Annotated in this window: 22 protein-coding genes; 9 read left to right on the top strand and 13 right to left on the bottom strand. The window is 55.1% G+C overall.

Annotated elements, in window-relative coordinates:
• Positions 1–3 precede the first annotated feature (3 nt).
• From mprA to ACKWMY_RS05200, 7 genes are all read right to left on the bottom strand, one after another.
• Entirely contained in the window at positions 4–525 is a 522-nt protein-coding gene (gene mprA, locus ACKWMY_RS05230; protein WP_021178983.1) for a transcriptional repressor MprA, read from the bottom strand.
• Positions 526–919: 394 nt separating this feature from the next.
• Positions 920–2,119 (bottom strand): MFS transporter, encoded by a 1,200-nt coding sequence (locus ACKWMY_RS05225; RefSeq protein WP_211135582.1) that lies wholly within the window; start codon positions 2,117–2,119, stop codon positions 920–922.
• Between the two features lie 678 nt (positions 2,120–2,797).
• Positions 2,798–3,802, bottom strand: coding sequence for a glycine betaine/L-proline ABC transporter substrate-binding protein ProX (gene proX, locus ACKWMY_RS05220; RefSeq protein ID WP_024530696.1), 1,005 nt, complete (start codon positions 3,800–3,802; stop codon positions 2,798–2,800).
• A 72-nt stretch (positions 3,803–3,874) separates the two neighbouring features.
• Positions 3,875–4,984, bottom strand: a complete 1,110-nt coding sequence (gene proW / locus ACKWMY_RS05215) for a glycine betaine/L-proline ABC transporter permease ProW (RefSeq protein WP_024484842.1) — start codon at positions 4,982–4,984, stop codon at positions 3,875–3,877.
• Complete coding sequence (gene proV / locus ACKWMY_RS05210; RefSeq protein WP_024530698.1) at positions 4,977–6,176, bottom strand: glycine betaine/L-proline ABC transporter ATP-binding protein ProV; 1,200 nt, start codon at positions 6,174–6,176, stop codon at positions 4,977–4,979. Before proV ends, proW begins: the two co-directional genes overlap by 8 nt.
• A 343-nt stretch (positions 6,177–6,519) precedes the next feature.
• Positions 6,520–7,320, bottom strand: coding sequence for a DeoR/GlpR family DNA-binding transcription regulator (locus tag ACKWMY_RS05205; protein WP_024530699.1), 801 nt, complete (start codon positions 7,318–7,320; stop codon positions 6,520–6,522).
• 36 nt (positions 7,321–7,356) lie between these two features.
• On the bottom strand, positions 7,357–8,253 hold the full coding sequence (locus ACKWMY_RS05200) for a sugar kinase (RefSeq protein WP_211135580.1): 897 nt from the start codon (positions 8,251–8,253) through the stop codon (positions 7,357–7,359).
• A 225-nt stretch (positions 8,254–8,478) separates the two neighbouring features.
• Between ACKWMY_RS05200 and yihU the strand changes: the two genes are divergently transcribed.
• The 8 genes from yihU to ompL all read left to right on the top strand — a co-directional run bounded on the left by yihU (position 8,479) and on the right by ompL (position 18,649).
• A complete protein-coding gene (gene yihU, locus ACKWMY_RS05195; protein ID WP_308871406.1) occupies positions 8,479–9,369 on the top strand; it encodes a sulfolactaldehyde 3-reductase in 891 nt (296 codons plus the stop codon).
• Between the two features lie 48 nt (positions 9,370–9,417).
• On the top strand, positions 9,418–10,281 hold the full coding sequence (locus ACKWMY_RS05190) for a ketose-bisphosphate aldolase (protein ID WP_211135578.1): 864 nt from the start codon (positions 9,418–9,420) through the stop codon (positions 10,279–10,281).
• Positions 10,282–10,328: 47 nt separating this feature from the next.
• On the top strand, positions 10,329–11,372 hold the full coding sequence (locus tag ACKWMY_RS05185) for an aldose epimerase family protein (RefSeq protein WP_409485995.1): 1,044 nt from the start codon (positions 10,329–10,331) through the stop codon (positions 11,370–11,372).
• 27 nt (positions 11,373–11,399) lie between these two features.
• Positions 11,400–12,743, top strand: coding sequence for an L-fucose/L-arabinose isomerase family protein (locus tag ACKWMY_RS05180; RefSeq protein WP_024530704.1), 1,344 nt, complete (start codon positions 11,400–11,402; stop codon positions 12,741–12,743).
• 54 nt (positions 12,744–12,797) lie between these two features.
• Positions 12,798–14,825 carry an alpha-glucosidase gene (locus ACKWMY_RS05175; RefSeq protein WP_261160908.1) on the top strand — a complete coding sequence of 676 codons (2,028 nt, stop codon included), beginning with the start codon at positions 12,798–12,800 and terminating at the stop codon, positions 14,823–14,825.
• A gap of 80 nt (positions 14,826–14,905) precedes the next feature.
• Positions 14,906–16,303, top strand: coding sequence for an MFS transporter (locus ACKWMY_RS05170; protein WP_024530706.1), 1,398 nt, complete (start codon positions 14,906–14,908; stop codon positions 16,301–16,303).
• An 85-nt stretch (positions 16,304–16,388) separates the two neighbouring features.
• Positions 16,389–17,825: an MFS transporter gene (locus ACKWMY_RS05165; RefSeq protein ID WP_409485994.1), complete on the top strand. Its 1,437-nt coding sequence runs from the start codon at positions 16,389–16,391 to the stop codon at positions 17,823–17,825.
• A 104-nt stretch (positions 17,826–17,929) separates the two neighbouring features.
• Positions 17,930–18,649, top strand: coding sequence for a porin OmpL (gene ompL / locus ACKWMY_RS05160; RefSeq protein ID WP_211135573.1), 720 nt, complete (start codon positions 17,930–17,932; stop codon positions 18,647–18,649).
• Between the two features lie 128 nt (positions 18,650–18,777).
• Here the strand turns inward: ompL and ACKWMY_RS05155 are convergent, their stop codons facing one another.
• On the bottom strand, positions 18,778–19,464 hold the full coding sequence (locus ACKWMY_RS05155) for a response regulator (RefSeq protein ID WP_024530709.1): 687 nt from the start codon (positions 19,462–19,464) through the stop codon (positions 18,778–18,780).
• A 17-nt stretch (positions 19,465–19,481) separates the two neighbouring features.
• Positions 19,482–21,074 carry a sensor histidine kinase gene (locus ACKWMY_RS05150; protein WP_074029587.1) on the bottom strand — a complete coding sequence of 531 codons (1,593 nt, stop codon included), beginning with the start codon at positions 21,072–21,074 and terminating at the stop codon, positions 19,482–19,484.
• A gap of 341 nt (positions 21,075–21,415) precedes the next feature.
• Between ACKWMY_RS05150 and ACKWMY_RS05145 the strand changes: the two genes are divergently transcribed.
• On the top strand, positions 21,416–22,768 hold the full coding sequence (locus ACKWMY_RS05145) for a 2-hydroxycarboxylate transporter family protein (protein ID WP_024530711.1): 1,353 nt from the start codon (positions 21,416–21,418) through the stop codon (positions 22,766–22,768).
• 66 nt (positions 22,769–22,834) lie between these two features.
• Here the strand turns inward: ACKWMY_RS05145 and nrdF are convergent, their stop codons facing one another.
• Genes nrdF through nrdH form a run of 4 tightly spaced genes read right to left on the bottom strand, consistent with a single transcriptional unit; the run spans position 22,835 to position 26,575 of the window.
• The gene (gene nrdF, locus ACKWMY_RS05140; protein ID WP_409485993.1) at positions 22,835–23,794 is read right to left on the bottom strand and encodes a class 1b ribonucleoside-diphosphate reductase subunit beta; all 960 of its coding nucleotides are present in this window, start codon (positions 23,792–23,794) and stop codon (positions 22,835–22,837) included.
• An 8-nt stretch (positions 23,795–23,802) separates the two neighbouring features.
• Positions 23,803–25,947 (bottom strand): class 1b ribonucleoside-diphosphate reductase subunit alpha, encoded by a 2,145-nt coding sequence (gene nrdE / locus ACKWMY_RS05135; RefSeq protein WP_409485992.1) that lies wholly within the window; start codon positions 25,945–25,947, stop codon positions 23,803–23,805.
• Complete coding sequence (gene nrdI, locus ACKWMY_RS05130) at positions 25,929–26,330, bottom strand: class Ib ribonucleoside-diphosphate reductase assembly flavoprotein NrdI (protein ID WP_409485991.1); 402 nt, start codon at positions 26,328–26,330, stop codon at positions 25,929–25,931. Before nrdI ends, nrdE begins: the two co-directional genes overlap by 19 nt.
• Before the next feature lie 8 nt (positions 26,331–26,338).
• Positions 26,339–26,575, bottom strand: a complete 237-nt coding sequence (gene nrdH, locus ACKWMY_RS05125) for a glutaredoxin-like protein NrdH (protein ID WP_409485990.1) — start codon at positions 26,573–26,575, stop codon at positions 26,339–26,341.
• Positions 26,576–26,601 lie beyond the last annotated feature (26 nt).

Genomic DNA, 26,601 nt, shown 5'->3' with positions numbered 1-26,601 from the left:
GAATTATTGGGATAACTGTTCTGAAACTTCCATCTGATCCAAACGGGTCAACAATTTGCGCGTCAGCATTTCAAGCTGCTGCTGCTCCTCGTCGTTCAGCGTAGACCACAGAAAGTGCAGACATTTATGCTGCGGTGGCAGCAATTGTTCGAGAAACGCTTCCCCAGCCTGGGTCATATGCAGATGCAGGCAGCGGCGATCGTGATCGCTTTCCCGGCGCTCGATCCACCCGCGTTTCTCTAGTTCATCGGCAATGCGGGTAGCATTGGTGCGTGACGAACCCAGGGCTGAGCTTAGCTCAGAAGGCTGAATACTGTGGTTTTCCTGCGCATCCAGCGTAATGAGAGCCATAAACAAGGTTTCGTTAATTCCCTGTGCTTTCAGCATTTTATTGCGATTTTCCAACAGCTTGCCTTGCATATGCATACACAGGCGGGTCAGCAGGATTTCCTGGTATGGGAAGTCTTTCTGACGTTTGGCGCGGAAATTCAGCATTTGCTCTATGGGGGTAAACGAGCTTTCCATAATTTAGTGCCTCATTAATTTCGTTCGGTATAGTAACGATAGTGATTAATAATGTAAATCTTCAGCAAGGGGAATAATTTAGCAATTCGTGTCATTTGTAAGTTGTTTGTAAATGCTTAACGCCACAGACCCTAAGGTCTTGTGATTGAAGGCACAAATTCTGCCGTTCCGCAGGCTGAGATAGGTAAGGTTTGTTTATGCAATTGGGCGGAGAACTACGGCATCCTGCGGGGGGGGATAGAAAGAAATCTTACGTGAGTAAGGTCGTTCATGGAGGTCCGGGGCGCAGGGTGTATAGGTCGCCAATAATTTACCGCGACAATATTACCAGAGTGTAAGTAATTTTTACACCCTGCGGCCTAATAAATTTCAAGGGTTATTATTTTCTTGCTAACTAGCTGATGGCTGGCCCTTGTGGGTCATGGCGCTTGCCACGCCACCAGGTCAGCAGATTCAGCACGCACAATACGCCACCAATCGCCGCTACACCGTTCCAACCAGCATGTTGATAAGCAGCAGCGGAAAGCACCGACCCCACGGCACCCCCAATAAAATAGCTGGTCATGTAACCGGCGGTCAGGCGATTACGCGCCTCCGGCATGATGCGGTAAATCACGCTTTGGTTGGTGACATGCACCCCCTGCACCGCCAGATCCAGCACCAGAATGCCGATAATCAGCGCCCAGAGAGAGTACGGCGCCAACGCAATTGGGATCCAGGACAGCAACAGCAGTACCAGCCCGACGCTGGTGGTTAGCCCTGCTTTGCCCTTATCGGCCAGATGACCGGCGCGTGAGGCAGCCAGTGCGCCAGCAGCACCCACCAGGCCAAATAGCCCAATTACGCCTTCGGAGTAGCTGAAAGGTGGGGAAGCCAGCAGGAAAGCCATTGAGGTCCACAGCACGCTGAAGTTGGCGAACGACAAAGCGCCAATGATTGCGCGGGTACGCAGCAACGGGGTGAAGCAGAACAGGGAAAAGATGGATTTCAGCAACTGCGGGTAATTCAGGCCGGAATGCAGCTTATAGCGTGGCAAGGCGCGCCACAGCAGCAGGGCCATCAGGATCATCAATACGCTGGCCACCCAGTAGATGGTACGCCAGCCGCCGAGGGTCGCCAAAGCGCCGGCGACGGTACGTGCCAGCAGAATGCCGAGCAGCAGGCCGCTCATGATCACACCGACGGTTTTACCGCGTTTTGCCGGGTGCGCCAAAGTGGCGGCGAGTGGCACTAAAAGCTGGGCCACCACCGAGAACAGACCGGTGAGAGCCGTACCGAGGATCATCATCGATAAGGTGCTGGAGGACGCGGTGATCAGCATGCCTCCGGCGGCTAACAGCGTCATAAAGACGATCAGCCCGCGGCGTTCAAACATATCGCCCAATGGCACCAGAAACAGCAGGCCAACCGCATAGCCTAGCTGGGCAGCGGTGACGATAAATCCGGCTTGGTTAACCGATAGATTAAAGTTTTGTGCAATGGTTTCCAGCAGCGGCTGGGCGTAGTAGTTGCTGGCAACCGCCAGGCCGGTAGCCATCGCGATTAACAGTGTCAGTGCAGGGCTAAGGCCCGGGTGTTCGGTTGGTTGGTTCATAGGTCTTCAATAATGGAAATTTGTGATCAAAGTATCAGACACAACGGAATGTTAAGGCAATGTATAATTTTTATCAGTATGCCGCATGAAGGATCTCGGTCAGTTAAGCAAAGAAAACGGGCCCCCTCACCCTAACCCTCTCCCACAGGGAGAGGGAACCGATCGAGTGGGTTTGAAAATTCGGTGATGTACTTTGGAGGAGAGGACAATCGAGTTTGCTGAGATTATCCCTTTTTGGGCAAAAGAGTAGGAGCTAACAGCTCCCTCTCCCATAGAGAGAGGGAACCGATCGAGTGGGTTTGAAAATTCGGTGATGTACTTTGGAGGAGAGGACAATCGGGTTTGCTGAGATTATCCCTTTTTGGGCAAAAGAGCAGGTGTTAACAGCTTCCTCTCCCATAGAAAGAGGGAACCGATCGAGTGGGTTTGAAAATTCGGTGATGTACTTTGGAGGAGAGGATAATCGAGTTTGCTGAGATTATCTTTTTTTGGCAAAAGAGCAGTGGCTAACAGCTCCCTCTCCCATAGAGAGGGGGAACCGATCGAGTGGGTTTGAAAATTCGGTGATGTACTTTGGAGGAGAGGACAATCGAGTTTGCTGAGATTATCCCTTTTTGGGCAAAAGAGCAGTGGCTAACAGCTCCCTCTCCCTGTGGGAGAGGGTTGGGGTGAGGGCTGTTATGACTTGGCGGCTGCTTCAGCTGCGGTTTTCACCCAGCCGTCAAACGTGGCCTGGTGAGCCTTGATCCAGCCATTGACATGGTTTTGGATATCGGCTTCGGAGGACTGGCCTGAATGCATCCGCAGGTTTTGCGCGTTGATGTCGGCAAGCGGCAGTTTCATGATGGCGAACAGCTTGGCGGCTGCGGGATTGGCTTCAGCCCATTGCTTATTGGCGGCAATACGCATGGTACTGACTGGGAAGCCATAGTTGGCTCCGTTTGGCAGTTTGGTATCCACGTTTTTCTGCTCGAACGGCAGGGAAGAGAACGGGACTTGTAGCCAGACAACGTCGCGTCCAGGCACCAACACATCGCTGACCCAGTAAGGCGTCCAGGTGTAATACAGCACCGGTTTACCTTCTTTGAAACGGGTGATGGTATCGGCGATCATGGCAGCATAGTTGCCTTGATTGTGTTCCACCGTTTTGCTCAAACCGTAGGCGTCGATATGGTGATTGATTGCTGCCTCACAGCCCCAACCTGGCGTGCAACCGGTCAAGTCTGCCTTGCCATCACCGTTGGTATCAAACAGTTTGGCAATTTTAGGGTCCTTTAGCTGCTCAAGGTTGGTGATGTGATATTGGTCGGCGGTCTTTTTGTCGATCAGATAGCCTTGTGCGGCACCGTTGACGTAAATCCCTTCGCGGTAGAATTTGTTATCGCCACCGGCTGCCTGATACTGATCGGCATGCAGCGGATTCCAGTTTACCGCCAGGAAGGTGGCATCGCCGGAAGCGATGGAAGTGTAGGCCACGTTGTAGTCCACCTCACGCGGTTCTTTCACGTCATAACCAAGCTTTTCCAGTGCCCTGCTGACCAGCAGCGTCTGGAAGGTTTCCTCGGAGATGGTGCTCTGTATCGGTTGTACCGAAATACCTTTTCCTGGCAAATCAGCAGCGGAAGCAACCTGTGAACCAAGCAGTGTGGTAAGGGCAATCGCCCAGATCCCTGTAGTGCGCATAGTTTTTCCTCTGTTATTGATGTTGTTTGGAGATAGCCCGCCAGGGCAGAAAGCCGTTGGCGGGAAGTACAATCAGGCTTTTTTGATAAACGGGCGAGCGATCAACCCGATTGGGCCGTGGGTATACCAGCGGCCTAGCCCTTTACTGCGGCGATCGCGCCCCAGTGACTGGGTGAGGCGATCGAGAATAATGGCCAGAATAACGATACCGACGCCACCCACGGCGGCCAGCCCCATATCCAGGCGGCCGATGCCACGCAGCACCATCTGGCCCAGACCGCCCACGGCGATCATCGAGGCGATAACCACCATCGACAATGCCAGCATCAGCGTCTGGTTAACCCCGGCCATGATGGTTGGCATGGCCAGTGGCAACTGCACTTTAAATAGCAGTTGGCGAGGGCTGGAGCCGAAGGATTCGGCGGCTTCGATCAGATCTTCCGGCACCTGTTTGATGCCCAGGATCGTCAGACGCACGATGGGCGGCAGGGCGAAGATGATCGTGACAACCACCCCTGGCACGTTACCGATACCGAACAGCATGACGATCGGCACCAGATAGACGAAGGCCGGTGTGGTCTGCATGGCATCAAGCAGTGGCCGGATCACCTTGGCGGCATGTTTGCTGCGGGCCAACCATATGCCCAATGGCAGACCGATCAAGATGCAGAAGAACAGGGCGGTGAGCACCAGAGCCAGCGTGACCATCGCCTGTGACCAGGCCCCGATAGCGCCGATGGCGACTAACGACAGCAGCGTGGCTGCCCCCATGCCGAGGCTGGATATCTGCCAGGCGATCAGCGAGAACAGCAAAATGGCGACGGGAGCAGGCATACCCAGCAAAAACTGCTGGAAACCGCTGAGGATGAAATCCACCGGCACGCGAATGCCCTGGAACAGCGGACGGAAGTGCAGCACCAGCCAATCAATGGCGTGAGTGACCCAGCTGTCAAACGGCACCCAAGCCTTGTGGAACGGATCCAGCAGGCTAAAGTGCTCGGGCTCCACTGGGGCGCTGTTAAGCCAGTCAGCGCTCGATGCGGCCTGATTAGCGGCATCATGGGGCACGCTGTCTGCCGGTGCGCCGGTTGCCCAGGGATCGCTGCTGGTGGCAGCCTGGGTTGCCGGGGCGTCGTTAGGGGATGTGGCAGCCGTTGCCCATGGATCCTGATTATCACTCATTCGTAGGGCCCTCTTTATCTAAAGCCTGCAGCAGCATGCCTTTGGAAATAATACCGATATAGTTGTTCTCTTCCCCGACCACCGGCACGGCGCAAGGGGCCTGTGCTACCAGTGAGATCAGCTCGCTCAGCGGCATATCGGCCGGAACGGGCAGTGGGGCATCCAGCAAGGCGTCGTCCAGCGTCTGTTTAGCCGCCAGCGCCTGCTTGAGGGAGTCTATCGATACCACGCCGATAAATTTCTCGCGTTCGAGGACGTAGCCATAGTCACGGTCTTCATCACGCAGGATCTGCAACGCAGAGCGCGGACCAAAACCGGGAGTCTTACGGATCAGGGTCACCGGGCGACGTTTGGCGATGTCTTTGGCACTGAAAACGTGGCTGATATCGACGCCGCGGAAGAAGGTGCGCACATAATCGTTGGCCGGATTATTTAATATTTCATCCGGGGTCCCCACCTGAATCACTTCGCCGCCCTGCATAATGGCAATGCGGTCGCCAATACGCATCGCTTCATCCAGATCGTGGGAAATAAAGACGATGGTGCGCTGATGTTTCGCCTGTAATTTGACGAGTTCATCCTGCATCTCGGCACGAATTAATGGGTCCAGCGCAGAGAAGGCTTCATCCATTAACAATATATCCGGATCGTTAGCCATGGCGCGGGCTAAGCCGACACGCTGGCGCATACCACCGGACAGTTCATCGGGATAAGCATTGGCATAATTTTCCAGCCCAACCTGACGCAACGCGTCCAGCGCTTTTTCCTGGCGTTCCTGTAAAGGAATACCCGCTAATTCCATGCCGAACGCGGTATTATTTAATACGTTCATATGTGGCATTAAGGCGAATGACTGGAACACCATGCTGATCTTATTACGCCGTACGGTGCGTAGCGCAGTATCGGATATTTTTGATATATCCTCGCCGTCAATCAGCACCTCACCGCGGGTGGGTTCTATCAGACGATTGAGAAGGCGTACCAAGGTGGATTTACCGGAACCGGAAAGCCCCATGATGACAAATATCTCGCCTTCTTCAATGGCCAGAGAGGCGTTCTTGACGCCAAGTGATAACCCCGTTTTTTCCAACAGCTGGTCTTTCGTCAAACCTTTGTCTATCAGCTTAAATGCGCGTTCCGGGTGCTCACCAAATATCTTATATAAATTTTTAACTTCTAGTTTAATTGCCATGCAATTCGCTGTTTCCTTTGGTTTATTATTAAACGCTAAAATTGTCCTAATAGAAAATAAGAGTGCCCTATACCCTAACACACTGACATTCTGAGACAACCCTCAATGTTCATATCGTAAGATTTTTCTAGTGATATCAGGTTTGATGATTGGGCATAATTACGCGATTTTTACGCGGTTATTTAACCGTAATGAGCAACAGGAAATGGCGGGATATATTGGCGATAATGGCAACTATTTGCAGGGAATATTGGCAGCGTCAAATGGGTAATTAATGCACGCATAGTAACGTTCTGCGTGCATTGATGAACGGCAGGAAAATCAGCAGGTTTACCAGCGTAGATCAGAGCGTGGGTTCTTCGCTGCTGGTGGGAATAACGACCAGTTCTACTTGCTGCTGCTGTAACACCGATCCCATTGCAGAGGGGGGAGGTAGGTCGGTAAATAACGCGGTCGCCTGTCGGGTATTGCCGATTTCTACTGCCGCCGAAGCATGGAACTTGGTGTGGTCCGCAGCCAGCAGAATATGACGCGAATGTGCCATCATCGCTTTCACCACGCTGGATTCATTCACGTCAAATTCCAGCAGATCGCCGTTGGCTTCGATTGCCCCTACGCTGGTGATCAGATAGTCGGCGCGAAAGCCTTCCACAAAGCTTACGGCGCTGGGGCCGATGATACCGCCGTTATTGGGCCGCAGCGTACCGCCCGGCACCATCACTTCGAACTCGGTGTTTTTATACAGGATATGTGCCACCCGCAGGCTGTTGGTAATGATGCGCAGGTGGCTGTGGTTCATCAGCGCTCGGGCAACATGCTCAACGGTGGTGCCGATGGTGATAAAAATGGTGGAACGATCGGGGATGTAATCGGCAATGGCTTCCGCAATGGCTATCTTCTCTTGCGTGTAAGAGAGTTCCCGTTGCTCAAAGGCCGTGTTGACCACGCTAGAGGCACGACCCGCCCCCCCATGATGGCGGCTAATCAGCCCCTGCTCGCTCAGTTTGCGGATATCGCGCCTGACCGTCTGCGTTGACACTTCCAGCAATTGCGCCAGCTCGTCGATGTTCATATAGCCGCGCTTGGCGATCAACTGGATCAGCTGATCGTGGCGTGGGTTGCCGGTAAGTTCAGTCAGACTCATGCTCCACTCCCTTAATATTGTCATCGACCAACCATATTATACAAAACTGGCCAGGAAAGAGTCAGTTTGATCACAGTTGGGAATGCCAGCGCGCCCGCCAGGACGGGTACACTTCAATGCGGCAACTGCATTGGCATAACGCACCGCCTGAGCTATATCGGATTGTGAACCCAGAGCTACCGCCAGTGCACCGTGAAAAACGTCGCCAGCTCCCGTGGTATCCACCACCTCAACCGGAAAGCCTGGCTGATGTTTAAGCTGAGCGTTTTCCAGCCAGAAACAGCCATGTTTACCCTGAGTGACATAAACTTGTCCGTTTTTGTCATTTTTTGCCGCACGCAATCCCTGCTCGATATCCGTTTTTCCCGTCATCCGCAGCAAACCCGGTTCGGAGAAGGCGGCATGGTCGGCCAAAGCAACCAGCGGGCGGATATCCTGCGGTGTGACATCGGCGTCCAACAGAGTAGTGACACCCGCGCGCCGGGCCAAGGTGAAGGCGGTCAATGCCCCTTGATGCCAACGCACGTCCGCCAACACCACGTCGTACTGGCTAAAGTCGATGTCATGCAGCCATTCGGCATCCTCGGGTAAATCTGGGCTGGGATGGTTGATGATCATGCGCTCACCCTGGGCGTCCACCAGCACAGCCGATTGCGATGAGCGCGCCTGTGGGCAACGGCGCGCATGTCTGACATTCACGCCATAGCTGCCCAGCTCGGCCAACAGCGTTTGCCCAGTAGCATCGTCGCCGACCCGGCCAATGAAATCCACTTCTGCACCTAGCCTGGCTGCGGCCACCGCAGCCGTTGCCGCCGGGCCTCCGCCAATTTCGCGGTAGTCGGTGGCAACATATTTCCCCCCGCCCTCAGGCAGTTTCTCTACGTAATACAGACGGTCTTGCACTGCAATGCCTACGCATGCGATTCGAGTCATGGTCTGGATCCCTGGATGTTGATCTGTGGTAAGCGAACGGTTTTCAGCAAAAAGTGGCTGCCGATCACGCTGCCACCATTTTAATTCACTCAAATGTTAAAAGAGTGACGGCTGTCAATTTTTTGACCATAAATTACAAATACGATCAAAAACAGACAAAAACGCTCTGATTTGTGGTCGGTGAAATGACACAGAGATGACAAGGGTAACCAACAGGAGAGAACCATGGCACAGATCGCATTTATCGGGTTAGGGCAAATGGGCGCGCCGATGGCCAGCAACCTGATCAAGCAGGGGCATCGGCTGAACGTTTTTGATATCAGCCCGGTGGCGGTCAGCGCCTTGGTCGCTCAGGGGGCCAAGGCGGCAGCCAACCCGGCGCAGGCGGCACTGGACGCGGAGTTCGTCATCACCATGTTGCCTAACGGCGAACTGGTGCATGAGGTGTTATTTGGTGCCGAGGGGGTGTGCTGCACCTTATCGCCTGCGGCATTGGTGATGGATATGTCCACCATCCACCCGCTGCAAACGGACCGGCTGATTGCCCAAATGCAGGCACGGGGCTTTAGCCTGATGGATGCCCCGGTCGGGCGGACTTCAGACCATGCTCAGGCTGGTACGTTGTTGATCTTGGCGGGTGGTACTGCCGAGCAGGTGGAGCGTGCGACGCCCGTGCTGATGGCGATGGGCTCGGAGCTGATCAACGCCGGTGGGCCAGGCATGGGGATCCGCGTGAAGCTGATCAACAACTACATGAGCATCGCGCTCAACGCGCTGTCTGCCGAGGCTGCGGTGCTGTGCGAGGCGCTAGGGCTGTCGTTTGATGTCGCGCTGCAAGTCATGAGCGGTACGCCGGCAGGAAAGGGGCATTTCACCACCACCTGGCCAAACAAGGTGCTGAAGGGCGATCTCAGCCCGGCGTTCATGATCGATCTGGCGCACAAGGATCTGGGCATAGCGCTGGATGTGGCCAATCAGTTACACGTCGCCATGCCGATGGGGGCAGCCTCACGCGAGGTTTACAGCCAGGCGCGGGCCAGCGGGCGCGGGCGTCAGGATTGGAGTGCCATTTTGGAACAGGTTCGGGCTGCTTCGGGCAGAGCGAATCACGCGTAACACTTAACGTAATTGCGGTTGCTATTCAGCGCGCAGAGGGGAGAAGAAATGCCTTATTTATCTGGTAACACCATGATCCAACATGCATGGGAAAACGGCTATGCCATCGGCGCGTTCAGCGCACACAACGCCGAAACCATTCGCGCCATTTTGCTGGCAGCCGAACAGGAGCAGGCCCCGATCATGATCCAGGTGGGGCAGAAAGTGATTAGCGTGATGGGTCTGGAGCCCATGAAGGCGATGATCGATGCGTTTATGCACGATATCACGGTGCCGGTGTGCATCCACCTGGATCACAGCCGCAGCTTCGGTCAGACCATGCAGGCGGTGCAGGCCGGGTTCCAGTCGGTGATGTTTGACGGCTCTCACCTGTCATTTGACGAAAACGTGCGGATCACCCGTGCCGTGGCGGACGTTGCCCACGTGCTGAACATTGGGGTCGAAGGTGAGATCGGCAAGATCGGCGGCACCGAAGATGATATTTCGGTCGACGAAAAAGACGCCCTGATCACCAGCAGTGACGAAGCGCTGCAGTTTGCTCAATCGACCACGGTGGATTATCTGGCGGTGTCCATCGGCACCGCTCATGGCCTCTACAAGCAGGAGCCCAAGCTGGCGTTCGAGCGCCTGCAAGAGATCCGCGAGATCGTCAAAAAGCCGATTGTGCTGCACGGCGGTTCCGGCGTACCGGACGATCAGATCCGCAAGGCGGTCTCACTGGGGGTCGCCAAGGTGAATGTGGACACCGAACTGCGGCAGGCCTTCACTCAGGGGATGGCTGAAGTGCTCGACAAAGATCCGCACGAGTTTGTCTTGGCGGTGTCCCTCGGGCATGGCCGTGATGTGATGCAGGCCAAGGTCGCCGAAAAAATCAGGCTGTTTGGCAGCCAGGGTAAAGCCGCTCAGTTTTAAGCAACCGTTGCGCGGCAAGCTGCCGCGCTAACCATAGGGCATCGATTATGACAACCATTCAACGCCAGCATTTTGGCGAACATCAAGGGCAGGCCGTTTCCCTTTTCACGCTGACCAATGCCAACGGAATGCGGCTGTGCGTGACCGATTACGGTTGCATTATTACCGAGCTTTGGGTGCCGGATCGCCATGGGCAAGCGGAAGATGTCGTGATGGGGTTCGACAATTTGGCGGCTTATCAGGCCGGGCATCCGTTCTTCGGCGCGATAGCCGGGCGCTGCGCCAACCGTATTGCCGGTGGTCGTTTCAGCATCGACGGTCAGGAATATATTCTGGCCACCAATGAACTCCCTACCGGACAACACCTGCACGGCGGACGTCGGGGTTTTGACAAGTATGTCTGGCAGGCACAGGAAGACGGCGACGGCATTATTTTCAGCCGTACCTCTATCGATGGTGAGGAAGGTTATCCGGGCAATCTGCAGGTTAGCCACCGCATCGGCCTGACGGAAGATAACGTGATGACGCTGAGCTTTGAGGCGCAGACGGACAAGCCGACGCTGGTCAATCTGGTCAATCACAGCCATTACAACCTGCGCGGGCATCAGCACCTGATCCACGATCAGCAGCTCAAGATCGATGCCGACTTCATCACCCCGGTGGATGAAACCACCATGCTACCCACCGGAGAAATCCGCCGCGTTGCCGGGACGGCATTTGATTTCCGCAACGCCCGTCGTCTTGGGGACGCCATGCTGCACCGCCCGGCACAGGATTTTGATATGAACTATGTGCTTAAGCCTGGCGACGGTGTTTTGCATCCCGCAGCGAGCTTGATCTGCCCACAGACCGGGCGAGTGATGGAAGTACACACCTCGCTGCCGGGCGTGCAGTTTTATAACGCCTTTAAGCTTTCCAACAAGATCTGGAATGGCAAGGCTGGCCATCGCTATCAGGCGTTTTCCGGCATCTGCCTTGAAACCCAGGCGTTCCCAGACAGCATTCACCACGCCCATTTTGGCAACGTAGTGCTGCGCCCAGGGGAAAACTATTACAGCCAGACTGAACACCGCTTCAGCACCGTGGCATAGATTTATTCGATTACTGGAAGCAATGTTATGAAAAATAAAGCAAAAGTAGGCGTATTGGCGCTTGGCCGCGCGACCTTCGACGTGCCCTACGCGCAAGAGATGCTGGCGCAGGCCTGGCAGACGCTGAGCGGGATGGATATCGAGCTGGTGGGGGAACCGGTATTGCAGTTTGATGCCGAATCGGCTCTGCAAATACTGCCTGCACTCAAACAGGCCAATCTCGATCTGCTGCTGATCCTGCAAGTGACCTTTACCGATGCCTCCCTCACCACCGAAGTGGTGCGTGATTTCCCGGTGCCCACGGCGATGTGGTCATTCCCGGAGGCCCGTACCGGTGGCCGTTTGCGCCTGAACTCTTTCTGCGGGGTGAATCTGGCTTGCCATGCCCTGAGCCGTGAAGCCATCAACGTGCAAACGCTGCACGGCCTGCCGGACGACAGTCGAGTGATTAACGAATTACAGCAGCTGGCGCAGGCCGCAGCGATTGTTAAACGCTTCAAACAGGCCAAAGTGATGGTGATTGGCGAGCACCCGCTGGGTTTTGACGCCTGCAACTACAACCAGCAGCAGCTGACGCAGCACTTTGGCGTTGAGGTGACTCGCCAGCCGGTGCTGGAGTTTATTGAAGAGGTGAAGGCGTTGCCGGACAGCGTGGCTGATGCGCCTTATGCTCGCCGTGCCAAGGATTTCCCTAACCTGGCGGAGATGGATCAAACGGCCACCCGCAAAACGCTCAAGGTTTATTCTGCCCTGCGTGAAAAGGCGCAGCGTGAAGGTTACACCGGCATTGCCGTGCGCTGCTGGCCGGATTTCTTTACCGACTACGGATGCGCTGCGTGTGGGGCGTTGGCATTGATGAACGAAGATAAAGTGCCCTGTGGCTGCGAAGCCGACATGTTTGGCGTGCTCTCTTCGCTGATGGCGCAGTGGGCCTCTGGCAATGCGGCCTTCAATACCGACCTGGTAGATATCGATCCGCAGGATAACAGCGTGGTGTTCTGGCATTGCGGACAGGCACCGATCGAAATGGCCGATCGTGATGGCCCGGTGCAGGCCACCATCCACTCCAACCGCAAGCTTCCTTTGCTGTCTGAATTTGCTCTCAAACCGGGGCGCATCACGCTATGCCGCATTACTCAGGGCGAGGGCAAGCTGCGCCTGATGCTGGCCGGTGGCGAAATGATCAAGGCTCCGCTGGCGTTTTCCGGCACAGCCGGGACCGCGCGCCTGGATGTAGATGCAGACACTTATCGCCAGCGTCTTATTGCGGCAGGTATGGAGCACCACACCTCGCTGGTTTACGGCGAGCACCGTCCGCTGCTGCGCAAAGTGGCCGGTCTGCTTGGTTTGGACGTGATTGAACTGACCTGAGCGGGCGACCAACGCTTGGAAAAATACGGCATTTAACCTTTTGGAGAATGGATCATGGCTTCTCAGCAAGGCTTGGAACTCACGCAACACGCAGGTGGATTTACGTTGACCTTTCAGCAGCGAGTGCTGCTACAACACACGGCTGCGGCTCCGTGCCTGTGGATTGGGCGCGGCAAGGCGGATATCGAGATGTTCCGCGGCAACTTCAGCATCAAAGACCAGCTCAGTGAAAAACTGGCGCTGACCGAAACCCAGATCGTCCCGCAGGACAAAGGCTGGCTGATCCGCTTTAGCCGGGGCGATGTGGCCCAGTGCACGCTGGCAATCACTACCGATGCACAAGGGCGGTTGGAAATGCAGCTGCGCAACAGCGACGAGCAGAACAACCGCATGTGGCTGCGCCTGGCCGCCCAGCAGGAAGATCACGTTTATGGCTGCGGCGAACAGTTTTCCTATTTCGACCTGCGCGGCAAACCTTTCCCGTTATGGACCAGTGAGCAGGGGGTTGGCCGTAACAAGCAGACCTACGTTACCTGGCAGGCAGACTGCCAGGAGAACGCCGGTGGTGATTACTACTGGACCTTCTTCCCGCAGCCGACGTTTGTCAGCAGCCAGAAATATTACTGCCACGTAGAAAACAGCTGCTACATGAACTTTGATTTTTCTGCACCAGAGTTCCATGAGCTGGCGATCTGGCAGGATCAGGCGGTGTTGCGCTTTGACTGCGCCGACAGCTATATCAGCCTGTTGGAAAAGCTGACCGCATTACTTGGCCGCCAGCCGGAACTGCCGGACTGGGTGTATGACGGGGTGATCCTGGGCATTCAGGGCGGCACCGAAGTCTGCCAACAGAAGCTGGACATAATGCGCGAGCACGGTGTCAAGGTTAGCGGGATCTGGGCGCAGGACTGGGAAGGACGGCGGATCACCTCTTTTGGCAAACGCCTGATGTGGAACTGGCGCTGGGACAGCGAGCTGTACCCGGAGCTGGATAAACGCATCCCGCAGTGGAAAAAAGAGGGGGTACATTTTCTGGGGTACATCAACCCTTACGTAGCCATAGAGAAAGAGCTGTATGCCGAGGCGGCGGAGAAAGGCTATCTGACCAAGGATTACGACGGCAAAGACTACCAGGTCGAATTTGGGGAGTTCTATGCTGGCGTAGTCGATCTCACCAAGCCTGAAGCTTATGACTGGTACAAGAACGTCATCAAAAAGAATCTGATCGAATTTGGTCTCGACGGCTGGATGGCAGACTTTGGCGAATATCTGCCGACCGATACCGTTTTGCATAACGGCATCGATGCGGAAATCATGCATAACGCCTGGCCAGCACTATGGGCCAAGTGCAACTACGACGCGCTGGAAGAATGCGGCAAGCTGGGCGAGATCCTGTTCTTTATGCGCGCGGGTTACACCGGCAGCCAGAAGTATTCGGTAATGATGTGGGCGGGCGATCAGAACGTGGATTGGAGCCTGGACGACGGCCTGGCTTCGGTGATCCCGGCGGCGCTGTCGTTGGCGATGACCGGCCACGGTCTGCACCACAGTGATATTGGCGGTTACACCACGCTGTTTGAGATGAAACGCAGCAAAGAACTGCTGATGCGCTGGTGCGAGTTCTGCGCTTTCACGCCGATGATGCGTACCCATGAAGGCAACCGTCCGGATGATAACTGGCAGTTCGATCATGACGTGGAAACCATCCGTCAGTTTGCCCGCATGAGCCAGGTATTCAGCTCCCTCAAGCCGTACATCAAGCAGGCGGTGGCGCTCAATGCGCAGTCCGGCTTACCGGTGATGCGCCCGCTGTTCCTGCATTATGAAGACGATGCCCACACCTACAGCCTGAAATACCAATACCTGTTTGGCCGCGATCTACTGGTGGCTCCGGTGCATGAAGAAGGGCGCACCGACTGGACGCTTTACCTGCCGCAGGATAGCTGGATCAACCTGTGGACCGGTGAGCGGCATAGCGGAGGGGCCGAGGTGACAATAGCAGCCCCAATGGGCCAGCCGCCGGTGTTCTATCGGGCGGATAGCGAGTGGGCGGAGTTGTTCGCCTCGCTACGCACGCTGTAATCACCAACTGTCAGCCGTCCGTTGCCAAACCGGCAAGGGCGGCTATCTCTGGGAATAGGTGTTTTCCAAGGAGAATCACCATGAGTGAAGCTAACCAGGATCCGGTGAAGCTGATATTGCCCCTGCGCGAGAAATTCGCCTATGGCATGGGCGATGTCGGTTCCAACCTGTTGTTGTGTGTCGGCACGCTGTATCTGCTGAAATTCTATACCGACGTGTTGGGGATCCCCGCCGCGTGGGGCGGGCTGATCTTTCTCATCTCGCGTTTCTTTACCGCCTTTACCGACATGGGCACCGGGCTGATGCTCGATTCCCGGCGCAATATTGGCCCCAAAGGCAAGTTCCGGCCATTTATCTTTTATGCCTCAATGCCGGTGGCGTTGCTGGTGGTAGCCAACTTTATCGGCGTGGGGGCCTCGTTTGACGTCACCGTTAAAACGGTGATCGCCACGCTGATCTTTATGGCGTTCGGGCTGTTCTTCAGCATGATGAACTGCTCCTACGGCGCGATGGTGCCCGCGATGACCAAAAACCCGCAGGAGCGTGCGCAACTGGCTGCCTGGCGGCAGGGCGGGGCGACGGTGGGTCTGTTGCTGTGTACCGTGGCGTTTGTACCGATCCTGTCGCTATTTGATGGGCGTCCACAAGTGGGTTATCTGGTGGCGGCGGCGATCTTCGCCTTCGTCGGCATGTTGTGCATGTGGTGGTGCTATTCCGGCGTTAAAGAGCGTTATGTCGAGATCCCGAAACCGGGCGCACCCAAACCGGGTTTGTTGCAGTCCTTCAAGGCCATCGCCGGTAACAAACCGCTGTTTGTGCTGTGCGTGGCCAACCTGTGCACGCTGGCAGGGTTCAACATCAAGCTGGCGATCCAGATCTACTACACCCAATACGTCCTCAACGATATCACCCTGCTGTCCTATATGGGTTTCTTCAGTATGGGCTGCATCCTGCTCGGGGTGCTGCTGGTCCCGACGGTGGTGAAACGCTTTGGCAAGAAAAACGTCTATCTGGGCGGCCTGTCGCTGTGGATCCTGGGCGATGCCATGAACTATATGTGGGGTAATACCTCCACGCTGTTTGTGTTGTTCTCTTGCCTGGCGTTCTTCGGCACGGCCTTCGTCAACAGCCTCAACTGGGCGCTGGTGTCGGACACCGTGGAATATGGAGAGTGGAAAACTGGCGTGCGCTCGGAAGGCACGGTTTATACCGGCTTTACCTTCTTTCGCAAGGTTTCCCAAGGGCTGGCGGGCTTCTTCCCTGGCGTGATGCTGGCCTATATCGGCTATGTTCCCAACGTGGCGCAGGGGCCTGGTACGCTGGAAGGCTTGCGGCAGTTAATCTTCCTCTATCCGTGTGGCCTGGCCGTGTTGACCGCATTGACCATGGGGCTGTTCTATCACCTGACGGAGAAGAACTACCTCAAGATCGTCGGTGAGCTGGAAGAGCGCAAGCGGGTGGTAAGCCCGGCGTTATAAGCAGCCAGGTGTTAATCGGGGCGAATTTATTCGCCCCTGCAACCAGAAAGACGCAGGGTGTAAGACAATAATAAGGACCCGTCAGATGGCCAACTCTTTATCCTACCAAGATCCCGTTACGCTGCGGTTGCCGCTGCGTGAAAAGTTCGCCTACGGTATGGGGGACTTCGGTTCCAACCTGATGCTGTGTATCGGTACCCTGTATTTGCTGAAGTTCTATACCGACATTCTGGGATTACCCGCCATCTACGGCGGCGTAATCTTCTTGATCGCCAAATTCTTCACCGCCTTCACCGATATGCTGACCGGCGTGCTGCTGGATTCCCGGCGTAATATCGGTGCCAAGGGCAAGTTCAGGCCGTTTATCTTCTATGCCTCGCTGCCGGTGGCTTTACTGGCCGTGGCCAACTTTCTCAATAGCGGGTTCAGCCTGAATACCAAAACCGTACTGGCCACCGTACTGTTTATGCTGTTCGGCCTGTTTTACAGCCTGATGAACTGCTCCTATGGGGCGATGGTGCCAGCCATTACCAAAAACCCGCAGGAGCGCGCACAGCTGGCCGCTTGGCGGCAGGGAGGGGCAACGCTGGGGTTGTTGTTGTGCACCGTGGGCTTTGTCCCGATCCAGATGTTGTTCACTTCACGCCCGGAGATGGGCTATCTGGTTGCCGCGGTGGTGTTTGCGACCTGTGGCGTGTTTTGCATGTGGTGGTGCCATGGCGGGGTCAAAGAGCGCTACGTTGACGTGGTACCGGCGCATCATAAACCTGGTATCTTCAAGTCCTTCCGTGCCATATTCCAAAACCCGCCATTGCTGGTGTTGTGCATTGCCAACCTGTGTACGCTGGCGGCGTTTAATATCAAGCTGGCGATCCAGGTCTATTACACCCAATACGTGTTGCACGATATCCATTTGCTGTCCTATATGGGCTTTTTCAGCATGGGCTGCATCCTGATTGGCGTACTGATGGTGCCAGCGGCGGTGAAGCGCTTTGGCAAAAAGCGGGTCTACCTTGGTGGCCTGTTGCTTTGGTGCCTGGGCGATCTGTGTAACTACGCCTGGGGCGACAGCTCGCTCTCTTTCGTGGCGTTCTCCTGCATGGCCTTCTTTGGGACGGCCTTCGTCAACAGCCTGAACTGGGCGCTGGTGCCCGATACCGTTGATTACGGCGAATGGAAAACCGGCATCCGTGCGGAAGGCTCGGTGTATACCGGCTATACCTTTTCACGCAAGATTTCCGCCGCATTAGCCGGATTGTTACCGGGCATTATGTTGACGCAGATCGGCTATATTCCGAATATTGAGCAGTCAGCCTCGGTGCTGAAAGGCCTGCGAGAGTTAATCTTTATTTATCCCTGCGTATTGGCGATGGTAGCCGCCGTCATGATGGGGTTTTTCTATAAGTTAAATGAACAGCTATTTATGCAAATAATCACTGAAATTAACAACAAAAAAGGAAACCGCGACGAACAGGCCGAGCTTCATCCGGCAATCAATACGGCAATAATCAAAGAAGTCTAAGCCAGGGTATTACTCACAATAACGCACAGCTGTCATGCCTAACGGCATGGCGGCGGGATTTCTGCATGCTTTTATCAGGATTAATGACACAAGGAAACTCAACCATGTCTACTCTCTGGGGTTGTAGCAGCAATAAAACCAATACGATACTGCTGGTGGCGGCGTTGTTTGCCTCAGCCAGCGCTCAGGCCGGACGTGCCTATCTGGAAACTCGTGAGGCTTATAATACCGCCTCTGAATTAAACGAAATCATCCTGCGCGGCGGTTATAATTTTGATGGCGGAGCCGGTGTGATGGCCACCAATGCCTATAACATTGGCAAGTTTGATCAGCTCAAGCACAGCTATAACGAACTGGAGGGCTGGTATCCCCTGTTCCGGCCAACGGATAAATGGACGGTGTCTCCTGGTGGGCTGGTCAACTCGAGCAGTGCGGGCTCTGGCGGTGCCGTCTACCTGGACAATAACTATAAATTTCTGCCGTTTTTCAACCTGACCGTGCGTTATCGCTATAACCATAATAACTATGATTCCATCGATTTTAACGGCAACCCGGCACGTAACGATACCCATGAAATTGCCAACTACTGGAACTTTAAGCTCAGCGATGAGTTAAATTATACCTTCGAGCCACATTATTTTATCCGGGTCAACGATTTCCATAGTAAGAATGGTAAGAGTCACCATTGGGAGATCACCAATAAGTTCAGCTATAAAATTGATACCCATTGGATGCCCTATCTGGAGCTGCAATGGCTGGATCGCTGGAACGATTATAATAGGGAGCAGTATCGTATCCGCGTAGGGCTGCGGTATACCTTTTAAGCCACACGAATAAAAAACCCGGCCAAGTCTTGGCCGGGTAAAAAGAGCTGAATGTAACATTGATGCCGATATCGAAGGGGATATCTATGAGCCAGCATAGCCCTGCAATGTGACAGGCAGATGTCAGCCTAAGCCTTGCGGTATAAACGGCGCGGATGACCGATATTACCGTAGAGCATTTCGACGCGTATAAACTGGGTCGTCACGCAGTATTCCAGATAGCGGCGTGCGGTGGTTTTGCTAATGCCGGCGTGTGCCACCACGTCTTCCACCGCATGGGCTACCTCTGGCCGATCGTTGAACAACGCCTGCACCAACTCCAGGGTGATGGTTTCAATCCCTTTGGCGCTGGGCTCGTTGGAAAACTGCTTGGACTGCAGGTTATACAGCGCATCGACGCTGCTCTGGTCGATGACCTTGAAGGTACGCTGGGTCTGTACAAACTGCATAAAGCGTTCCAGCGAATTGCGCAGCCGCTTATAGGATACCGGTTTGATGATGTAGTCGAAGGCCCCGTTGCGGATCGCCTGGCTACAGGTATTCATGTCGCTGGCTGCGGTGATAAAAATCACCGAACAACCGGGCTTTTTCACCGCGGTTTCTTCCATTAGCGCAATCCCCTGGCCGTCCGGCAGAAAGTTGTCCAGCAGGATCAGCCGGGGCTGGTGAGCATTCACTTTTGCTCTGGCTTCCGCCAGGGTAGCGGCATAGGCCACCACCCGCAGGTTGAAATTTTTCTCAAGAAATTCGGCGTGCAGCGTGGCCAGTTGCGGCTCGTCTTCCACGATCAGAACGTCCAGTGTCTCAGGTTGCATAGGTCGGATCCGGGTGCTTAAGCTTTGGGGATAAACAGCGAGAAAATGGTGCCGTGCGGATCGTTGTCCGACACTTCGATGCTGCCATGGGCCTGAGCGACGTGGCTGGCCACCAGGTGCAGGCCAATACCGTGGTCGCCCTTATCTTTGGTTGTCACGCCTTGTTCAAACAGCGTATCACGAACCTGCGGTGCAATCCCGGTGCCGCGATCGGCAACTTCGATCACCAGCTCGTTGCTGCTGTCATTGATATAGAGTTCTACCGCTTCGTGCGGCGCTGCGCAATGCAGCGTAGCATCGAACGCGTTATCCAACAGGTTGCCAATAATCGACATCAGCTCGGTTTCATTCAGCGCGGCGGGGATTTGGCGCAGTTGGCAAGCGGGATCGAAACGGAGCTCGATGCCTTTTTCCCGTGCGCTGGAGTATTTGCCCAACAGCAGGCCACACAACGCGGCGGAGCTGAAGCGCTGGGAAATAAAGTCGAGGATCTCCTGTGCGCCTTCCGACTGGGCTTCCACATAGCGGATGGCCTCGTCATAACGTTGCATATGCAGCAAGCCAGCGAGCGTGGCCGTCCAGTTCAGCTGTTCGTGACGCATGATGCGCAGGTTATCGGCATAGCGTTTTACCTGGCTAAGCTGGCTGCTGAGGGTGTTGATGTCGTTCTTGCCGCGAAAGCTGATCACCCACCCCTGTAGCTCCTCTTCCTGCATGATCCGCACCCGGCTGGCAATCACTCGCACATGGTTGAAACGGCACACCTCATCATGGGTGTCGTGCCCCAGCTGCGCTGCGGCAAAGAAATCGGGCTGTGACTGGATGATCTCACCGATGTGCTGGCCCAGCAGATTATTGGCCGGTTGACGCAGATCCAGCAGCTCACGCGCGGCATGGTTAATCGTGATGATGCGCAGTTGCGGATCTATGGCGATCACCCCTTCATAGATGGCTTCCAGCAGGGCTTTTTGCTGGCGCACCAGCAGCGCGATCTCTTTTGGCTCTAATGAAAACATCTGGCGTTTCAGGTTCTTCGATAATAGCCAGGAAAAAATAAACAGCGCCATCAATAGCAAGACGATCGAGGCCACGATCTGGGTCAGCGTATGGGCATTTAAACTGTCGATATGGGATTTAAGATAACCGACGGAAACAATACCGATCACCTGGTTATTGTCATCCACAATTGGTGCCTTGCTGCGTAATGAAATACCGATCCCCCCGTTGCGGATCGAGATAATGCTTTTGCCTTCCAGCACTTCTTTATTATCGCCCCCCACCATAGGGGTTCCCAAACGGTCGGCATGTTCGGAATGGTAAAGGTGCATGGTGTGGCTATCGCCGATGACAATATAGCTGGCATCGCTGCTGGCACGGATTTTTTTCATCAGTGCGGCGATATATTGCGTGTCGTTATTTTCAACGGCGGTGATCAGGGAGGGGATCAGCGCAATCTCACGTGCCTGCACTTGGGCACGGGCACCCAGATCCCGGTGCAACTGCGCATCCAGTTTGTAGTAAGTGTAAACCCCGATCAGCGTCAGCAACACGCAGGAAAAGGCGACCAGGCACAGGAACAGCTTGATATGAAAAGAGAGTTTGATGTGCATGGTTTGCCGCGGATCCTGGTGTCTGTTTGGGTGACTACCCTATCATGAGTCGCCCTTGAAGTAATATTGCCCAAGATCAAGTTGTGAGCATCGGCACGGCGTTATTGTAGAGGAATATTACGCAGCGGCGTAGCGGACACCGAACGTGCGATAAAATCAGTAAAACTTAAAATAAGCCTATTATTAACGCCATTAACTCCACGGGCTATTTTACATAAAGGGCATTAACACCATAGAAACCATAACCCCCATTAAAAACCCTTTTTTATTTTGAACAAAATCACAGCGGTGACTCCAAGCGTTTCTCTATGATGGCCGAACAAACAATAAGAGGCCAGATTATGAGCACAACCGATGATTCCTACCTCGTTGCCAAAGATAAAACTGCCGATATTCCGCTGCGTGAAAAGTGGTGGCATATTCTGGATAATTACAAAATAGGGATTATACCGCTGCCATTCTTCGTGCTGGCCGGAGTGCTGATCCTGCTCGACTGCCTGGCAGGTAAATTACCTAGCGATATCGTGGTGATGGTGGCGACACTGGCATTCTTCGGCTTTGCCTGCGGTGAGTTTGGCAAGCGCCTGCCGTTGGTGGGGAAAATGGGGGCTGCCGCCATCTGTGCCACCTTTATTCCCTCCGCGCTGGTGCACTATGGTTTGCTGCCGGACGTGGTGGTTGAGTCCACGACCAAATTCTACAAGTCGACCAATATTCTTTATCTCTACATCTGCTGCATTATCGTCGGCAGCATTATGAGCATGAACCGCCAGGTGCTGATCCAGGGTTTCCTGCGTATCTTCGTGCCGATGTTGTGCGGTGAAGTGGCCGGCATGCTGGTCGGGATGGCGGTGGGGATGGCGTTGGGCCTCGATCCGTTCCAGATCTTCTTCTTCCTGATCCTGCCGATCATGGCCGGGGGCGTGGGGGAAGGGGCGATCCCATTATCGATGGGCTATGCCGCCATTTTGCATATGGAGCAGGGCGTGGCCTTGGGGCGTATCCTGCCGATCGTGATGTTGGGTAGCCTGACGGCGATCGTGATTGCTGGCCTGCTGAACCAATTGGGGAAACGCTATCCACACCTTACCGGCGAAGGCAGCCTGATGCCGAGCAAGCAGGGCGATAGCGAGGTCGCGGCAACGGAGAAACTGAGCGGTAACGTGGATGTCGCCACTATCGCCTGTGGCGCGCTGCTGGCCATCCTGCTGTATATGGTCGGCATGCTGTTACACCGGCTGATCGGCTTGCCGGCCCCGGTGGGAATGTTGTTTGCCGCAGTGGCGGTGAAGCTGGCACACGGCGTTTCGCCACGTATTCAGCAAGGATCGCAGGTGGTGTATAAATTCTTCCGCACCGCCGTGACCTATCCGATCCTGTTTGCCGTGGGCGTAGCGATCACGCCGTGGCAAGAGCTGGTAGATGCCTTCACCGTGCAGAACCTGATTGTGATCGTGGCGACGGTAAGCACGCTGGTGGCCACCGGTTTCCTGGTTGGCAAGAAGATCGGTATGCATCCGATCGACGTGGCCATTGTTTCCTGTTGCCAGAGCGGGCAAGGTGGAACCGGTGACGTGGCGATCCTGACGGCGGGCAACCGGATGTCGCTGATGCCCTTCGCCCAGATCGCAACGCGCATCGGCGGGGCGATTAACGTTTCGCTGGCGCTACTGGTGTTATCGCATTTCTATTGAGTAGTGTGTTGCCGATTTGCCCCGCGAGGATGCGGGGCTTTTTTTACGCTAGATGGCATCAGGCATTTAGAACGCCCAGTCCTCATCCTCGGTATTCACCGCTTTGCCCATTACGTAGGAAGAGCCGGAGCCGGAGAAGAAATCGTGGTTCTCATCGGCGTTGGGGGACAGCGCCGACAGGATCGCCGGATCCACTTGTGCCATTGCGGGTGGGAACAGCGCCTCGTAGCCCAGATTCATCAGCGCCTTGTTAGCGTTATAGTGCAGGAAGGTCTTCACCTCTTCCGTCCAGCCCACCCCGTCGTAGAGCTCTTCGGTATAACGCACCTCGTTGTCGTACAGATCCTGCAACAAATCGAAGGCAAAGTTCTTCACCTGCTGGCGGCGGGCCGGGCTGGCCTGCTCCAGGCCTTTCTGGAACTTGTAGCCGATATAGTAGCCATGCACCGCCTCGTCGCGAATGATCAGGCGGATCAGATCGGCGGTGTTGGTCAGCTTGGCCCGGCTCGACCAGTACATGGGCAGATAAAAGCCGGAATAGAACAGGAACGACTCCAGAAACACGCTGGCGACCTTTTTCAACAGCGGATCGTCGCTGCGATAGTGCGCCAGAATAATGCTGGCTTTTTTCTGTAGCGTGGCGTTTTCCTCGCTCCAGCGGTAGGCCTCGTCAACATCCCGGGTTTGGCACAGGGTGGAGAATATTGAACTGTAGGAACGGGCGTGTACCGCCTCCATAAAGCTGATGTTGGAATACACCGCCTCTTCGTGCGGGGTGATGGAATCGGCGATCAGCGCCGGAGCGCCAACGGTATTCTGGATGGTATCCAGCAGCGTCAGCCCGGTAAATACGCGGATGGTGAGCTGCTGCTCCTTGACGGTCAGCGTGGCCCAGGACGGAATATCGTTCGACAGCGGCACCTTTTCCGGCAGCCAGAAGTTGCTGGTCAGGCGGTTCCACACCTCCAGATCCTTGTCGTCATCAATCTTGTTCCAGTTGATGGCCTGCACTCGTTGCATCGTCATAATTCTCCTCACAGCGCGCAGGACACGCAGCCCTGCACCTCGGTCCCTTCCAACGCCATCTGGCGCAGGCGGATGTAATAAATGGTTTTGATGCCTTTACGCCAGGCGTAGATTTGCGCGCGGTTAATATCGCGGGTGGTGGCGGTATCGCAGAAGAACAACGTCAGCGATAGCCCCTGATCCACATGCTGCGTGGCGGCGGCGTAGGTATCGATAATCTTTTCCGGGCCAATTTCGTAGGCATCCTGGTAATACTCCAGGTTGTCGTTGGTCATGTAAGGGGCAGGGTAATAGACCCGACCAATCTTGCCCTCCTTGCGGATCTCGATGCGTGAGACGATCGGATGGATGCTGGAGGTCGAGTTATTGATGTAGGAGATGGAACCGGTAGGCGGCACCGCCTGCAGGTTCTGGTTATACAGCCCATGCATCATCACCGCAGCGCGCAATGCCAACCATTCCTCACGCCCAGGTATGGTGATAGTGGCGTTGGCAAACAGTTCGCGCACTCGCGCGGTTTTTGGCTGCCACTCCTGCTCGATGTATTTGCTGAAATACTCCCCGTTGGCGTAGGTGGAATTCTCGAAACCGGCAAAACTGCTGCCGCGCGCTATTGCCAGCCGGTTGGAGGCGAGCAGGGCGTGGTAGGTCACGGTGTAGAAGTAGATATTGGTGAAATCGATCCCCTCGTCCGAACCGTAAAAGATGCGCTCGCGCGCCAGATAGCCGTGCAGGTTCATCTGGCCGAGGCCGATGGCATGGGAGGCCTGATTCCCGGCGGCGATAGACGGCACCGAGCCGATATCGCTCATATCCGCTACCGCCGTCAGCCCGTAGATCGCGGTTTCCACCGCCTTGCCGAAATCGGGGGCATCCATGACTTTGGCAATGTTCAGCGAGCCAAGGTTGCAGGAGATATCTTTGCCGATCTCGGCATAGCTCAGATCCTGATGGTAACGGCTGGCGCTGTTGACCTGCAGGATCTCCGAGCACAGGTTGCTCATATTGATGCGCCCGGCGATCGGATTGCTGCGGTTGACCGTATCTTCAAACATCATGTACGGATAACCGGATTCGAATTGAATCTCCGCCAGCAGCTGGAAAAACTCACGGGCGTTGATGCGGGATTTGCGGATGCGCTTGTCATCCACCATCTCACGGTATTTTTCGCTGACGCTAATCTCTGACAGCGGCACTCCATACACCTGTTGCACATCGTAGGGAGAGAACAGGTACATCTCTTCGTTATTTTTTGCCAATTCGAAGGTGATATCCGGGATCACCACCCCCAGCGACAGGGTTTTGATGCGGATTTTTTCGTCGGCATTTTCCCGCTTGGTATCCAGGAAGCGCAGAATGTCTGGGTGATGGGCGTGCAGATACACCGCCCCTGCGCCTTGGCGTGCCCCCAGTTGATTGGCGTAAGAAAAGGCATCTTCCAGCATTTTCATTATCGGGATCACCCCGGAAGACTGGTTCTCAATGCGCTTGATCGGGGCGCCAACCTCGCGGATATTGCTCAGCAGAAAGGCCACACCGCCGCCGCGTTTGGAGAGTTGCAGTGCCGAATTCACCGCGCGGCCAATCGACTCCATATTGTCTTCAATACGCAGCAGGAAGCAGGAAACCAGCTCGCCGCGCTGCTGTTTGCCGCAGTTGAGGAAGGTGGGCGTCGCGGGTTGGAAGCGCCCGGAGATGATTTCCTCCACCAGATCCTGCGCCAGAGTGGTATCACCCGCCGCCAGCCGCAGCGCCACCATGCACACCCGGTCTTCATAGCGTTCCAGATAGCGCTGGCCATCGAAGGTTTTCAGCGTGTAGCTGGTGTAATACTTGAAGGCGCCGAGGAAGGTCTCGAAGCGGAATTTCCTGGCATAGGCCTGTTGGAACAGCTGCTTGATAAAGGCAAATTCATATTGCTCCAGCACCGCCGCTTCGTAATATCCCTCATCCACCAGATAGCGCAATTTCTCCGCCAGGTTGTGGAAGAACACGGTGTTTTGGTTCACGTGCTGCAAAAAGTATTGCCTGGCGGCCAGCCGATCCTTATCGAACTGGATGCGCCCTTCGGCGTCGTAAAGGTTGAGCATCGCGTTGAGCGAATGGTAATCCAGCGTGGCGCTGGCGGGCCTGGTCAGTTCTGTCGTTGCCAAAATGCGGTGACTCCCTGTTGAACGATAGCGACGTCTTGTGTGGTGCCGAGTAGCTCAAAACGATAAAGCACCGGTACCTGGCATTTTTTGGCGATGAAGTCACCGGCGATGCCATACGCGGCGCCGAAATTGGTGTTACCTGCGGCAATCACACCGCGCAGGTAAGCGCGATTCTGCGGATCATTGAGAAAACGGATCACCTGGATCGGTACGGCACCGACGCTGCTGCCGCCGCCGTAACTGGGCACAATCAGGATATAAGGGTGATCCATCAGCACTTTTTTACTGCCAGCGATCGGGATGCGTATTGCGGGCAGTGCCAGCTTCTCAACGAATCTGTGGGTGTTCTCCGAACTGCTGGAGAAGTAGACCAGCGGATCCATGGCACACCTCAGGAGGTTAGGGCGTTGGCTAACGCGCCAATCTTGTCCGGGCGGAAACCAGACCAGTGATCGTCACCGGCGATAATCACCGGCACCTGCTGATAGCCCAGTGATTTAACATGGTTCAGCGCTTGTTGATCCTGGGTCAGATCGACCACGCGATAATTGATCCCTTGTCTATCCAGGGCACGGTAGGTGGCATTGCACTGGACACAATCTGGTTTAGTGTAAATAATAATAATCATGATTCGCATTTACCTTTTATATTGAA

Source organism: Serratia sp. J2 (assembly GCF_046269175.1).
Classification (GTDB): Bacteria; Pseudomonadota; Gammaproteobacteria; order Enterobacterales; family Enterobacteriaceae; genus Chania; species Chania fonticola_C.
Note: the sequence above shows the minus strand (reverse complement) of the source record. Positions and strands in the feature narration are given on the sequence as shown.

What these genes read in the sequence shown, in the direction of transcription:
- mprA (WP_021178983.1), bottom strand. Translation starts at nt 525, where the DNA reads ATGGAAAGCTCGTTTACCCCCATAGAGCAAATGCTGAATTTCCGCGCC.
- ACKWMY_RS05225 (WP_211135582.1), bottom strand. Translation starts at nt 2,119, where the DNA reads ATGAACCAACCAACCGAACACCCGGGCCTTAGCCCTGCACTGACACTG.
- proX (WP_024530696.1), bottom strand. Translation starts at nt 3,802, where the DNA reads ATGCGCACTACAGGGATCTGGGCGATTGCCCTTACCACACTGCTTGGT.
- proW (WP_024484842.1), bottom strand. Translation starts at nt 4,984, where the DNA reads ATGAGTGATAATCAGGATCCATGGGCAACGGCTGCCACATCCCCTAAC.
- proV (WP_024530698.1), bottom strand. Translation starts at nt 6,176, where the DNA reads ATGGCAATTAAACTAGAAGTTAAAAATTTATATAAGATATTTGGTGAG.
- ACKWMY_RS05205 (WP_024530699.1), bottom strand. Translation starts at nt 7,320, where the DNA reads ATGAGTCTGACTGAACTTACCGGCAACCCACGCCACGATCAGCTGATC.
- ACKWMY_RS05200 (WP_211135580.1), bottom strand. Translation starts at nt 8,253, where the DNA reads ATGACTCGAATCGCATGCGTAGGCATTGCAGTGCAAGACCGTCTGTAT.
- yihU (WP_308871406.1), top strand. Translation starts at nt 8,479, where the DNA reads ATGGCACAGATCGCATTTATCGGGTTAGGGCAAATGGGCGCGCCGATG.
- ACKWMY_RS05190 (WP_211135578.1), top strand. Translation starts at nt 9,418, where the DNA reads ATGCCTTATTTATCTGGTAACACCATGATCCAACATGCATGGGAAAAC.
- ACKWMY_RS05185 (WP_409485995.1), top strand. Translation starts at nt 10,329, where the DNA reads ATGACAACCATTCAACGCCAGCATTTTGGCGAACATCAAGGGCAGGCC.
- ACKWMY_RS05180 (WP_024530704.1), top strand. Translation starts at nt 11,400, where the DNA reads ATGAAAAATAAAGCAAAAGTAGGCGTATTGGCGCTTGGCCGCGCGACC.
- ACKWMY_RS05175 (WP_261160908.1), top strand. Translation starts at nt 12,798, where the DNA reads ATGGCTTCTCAGCAAGGCTTGGAACTCACGCAACACGCAGGTGGATTT.
- ACKWMY_RS05170 (WP_024530706.1), top strand. Translation starts at nt 14,906, where the DNA reads ATGAGTGAAGCTAACCAGGATCCGGTGAAGCTGATATTGCCCCTGCGC.
- ACKWMY_RS05165 (WP_409485994.1), top strand. Translation starts at nt 16,389, where the DNA reads ATGGCCAACTCTTTATCCTACCAAGATCCCGTTACGCTGCGGTTGCCG.
- ompL (WP_211135573.1), top strand. Translation starts at nt 17,930, where the DNA reads ATGTCTACTCTCTGGGGTTGTAGCAGCAATAAAACCAATACGATACTG.
- ACKWMY_RS05155 (WP_024530709.1), bottom strand. Translation starts at nt 19,464, where the DNA reads ATGCAACCTGAGACACTGGACGTTCTGATCGTGGAAGACGAGCCGCAA.
- ACKWMY_RS05150 (WP_074029587.1), bottom strand. Translation starts at nt 21,074, where the DNA reads ATGCACATCAAACTCTCTTTTCATATCAAGCTGTTCCTGTGCCTGGTC.
- ACKWMY_RS05145 (WP_024530711.1), top strand. Translation starts at nt 21,416, where the DNA reads ATGAGCACAACCGATGATTCCTACCTCGTTGCCAAAGATAAAACTGCC.
- nrdF (WP_409485993.1), bottom strand. Translation starts at nt 23,794, where the DNA reads ATGACGATGCAACGAGTGCAGGCCATCAACTGGAACAAGATTGATGAC.
- nrdI (WP_409485991.1), bottom strand. Translation starts at nt 26,330, where the DNA reads ATGGATCCGCTGGTCTACTTCTCCAGCAGTTCGGAGAACACCCACAGA.
- nrdH (WP_409485990.1), bottom strand. Translation starts at nt 26,575, where the DNA reads ATGATTATTATTATTTACACTAAACCAGATTGTGTCCAGTGCAATGCC.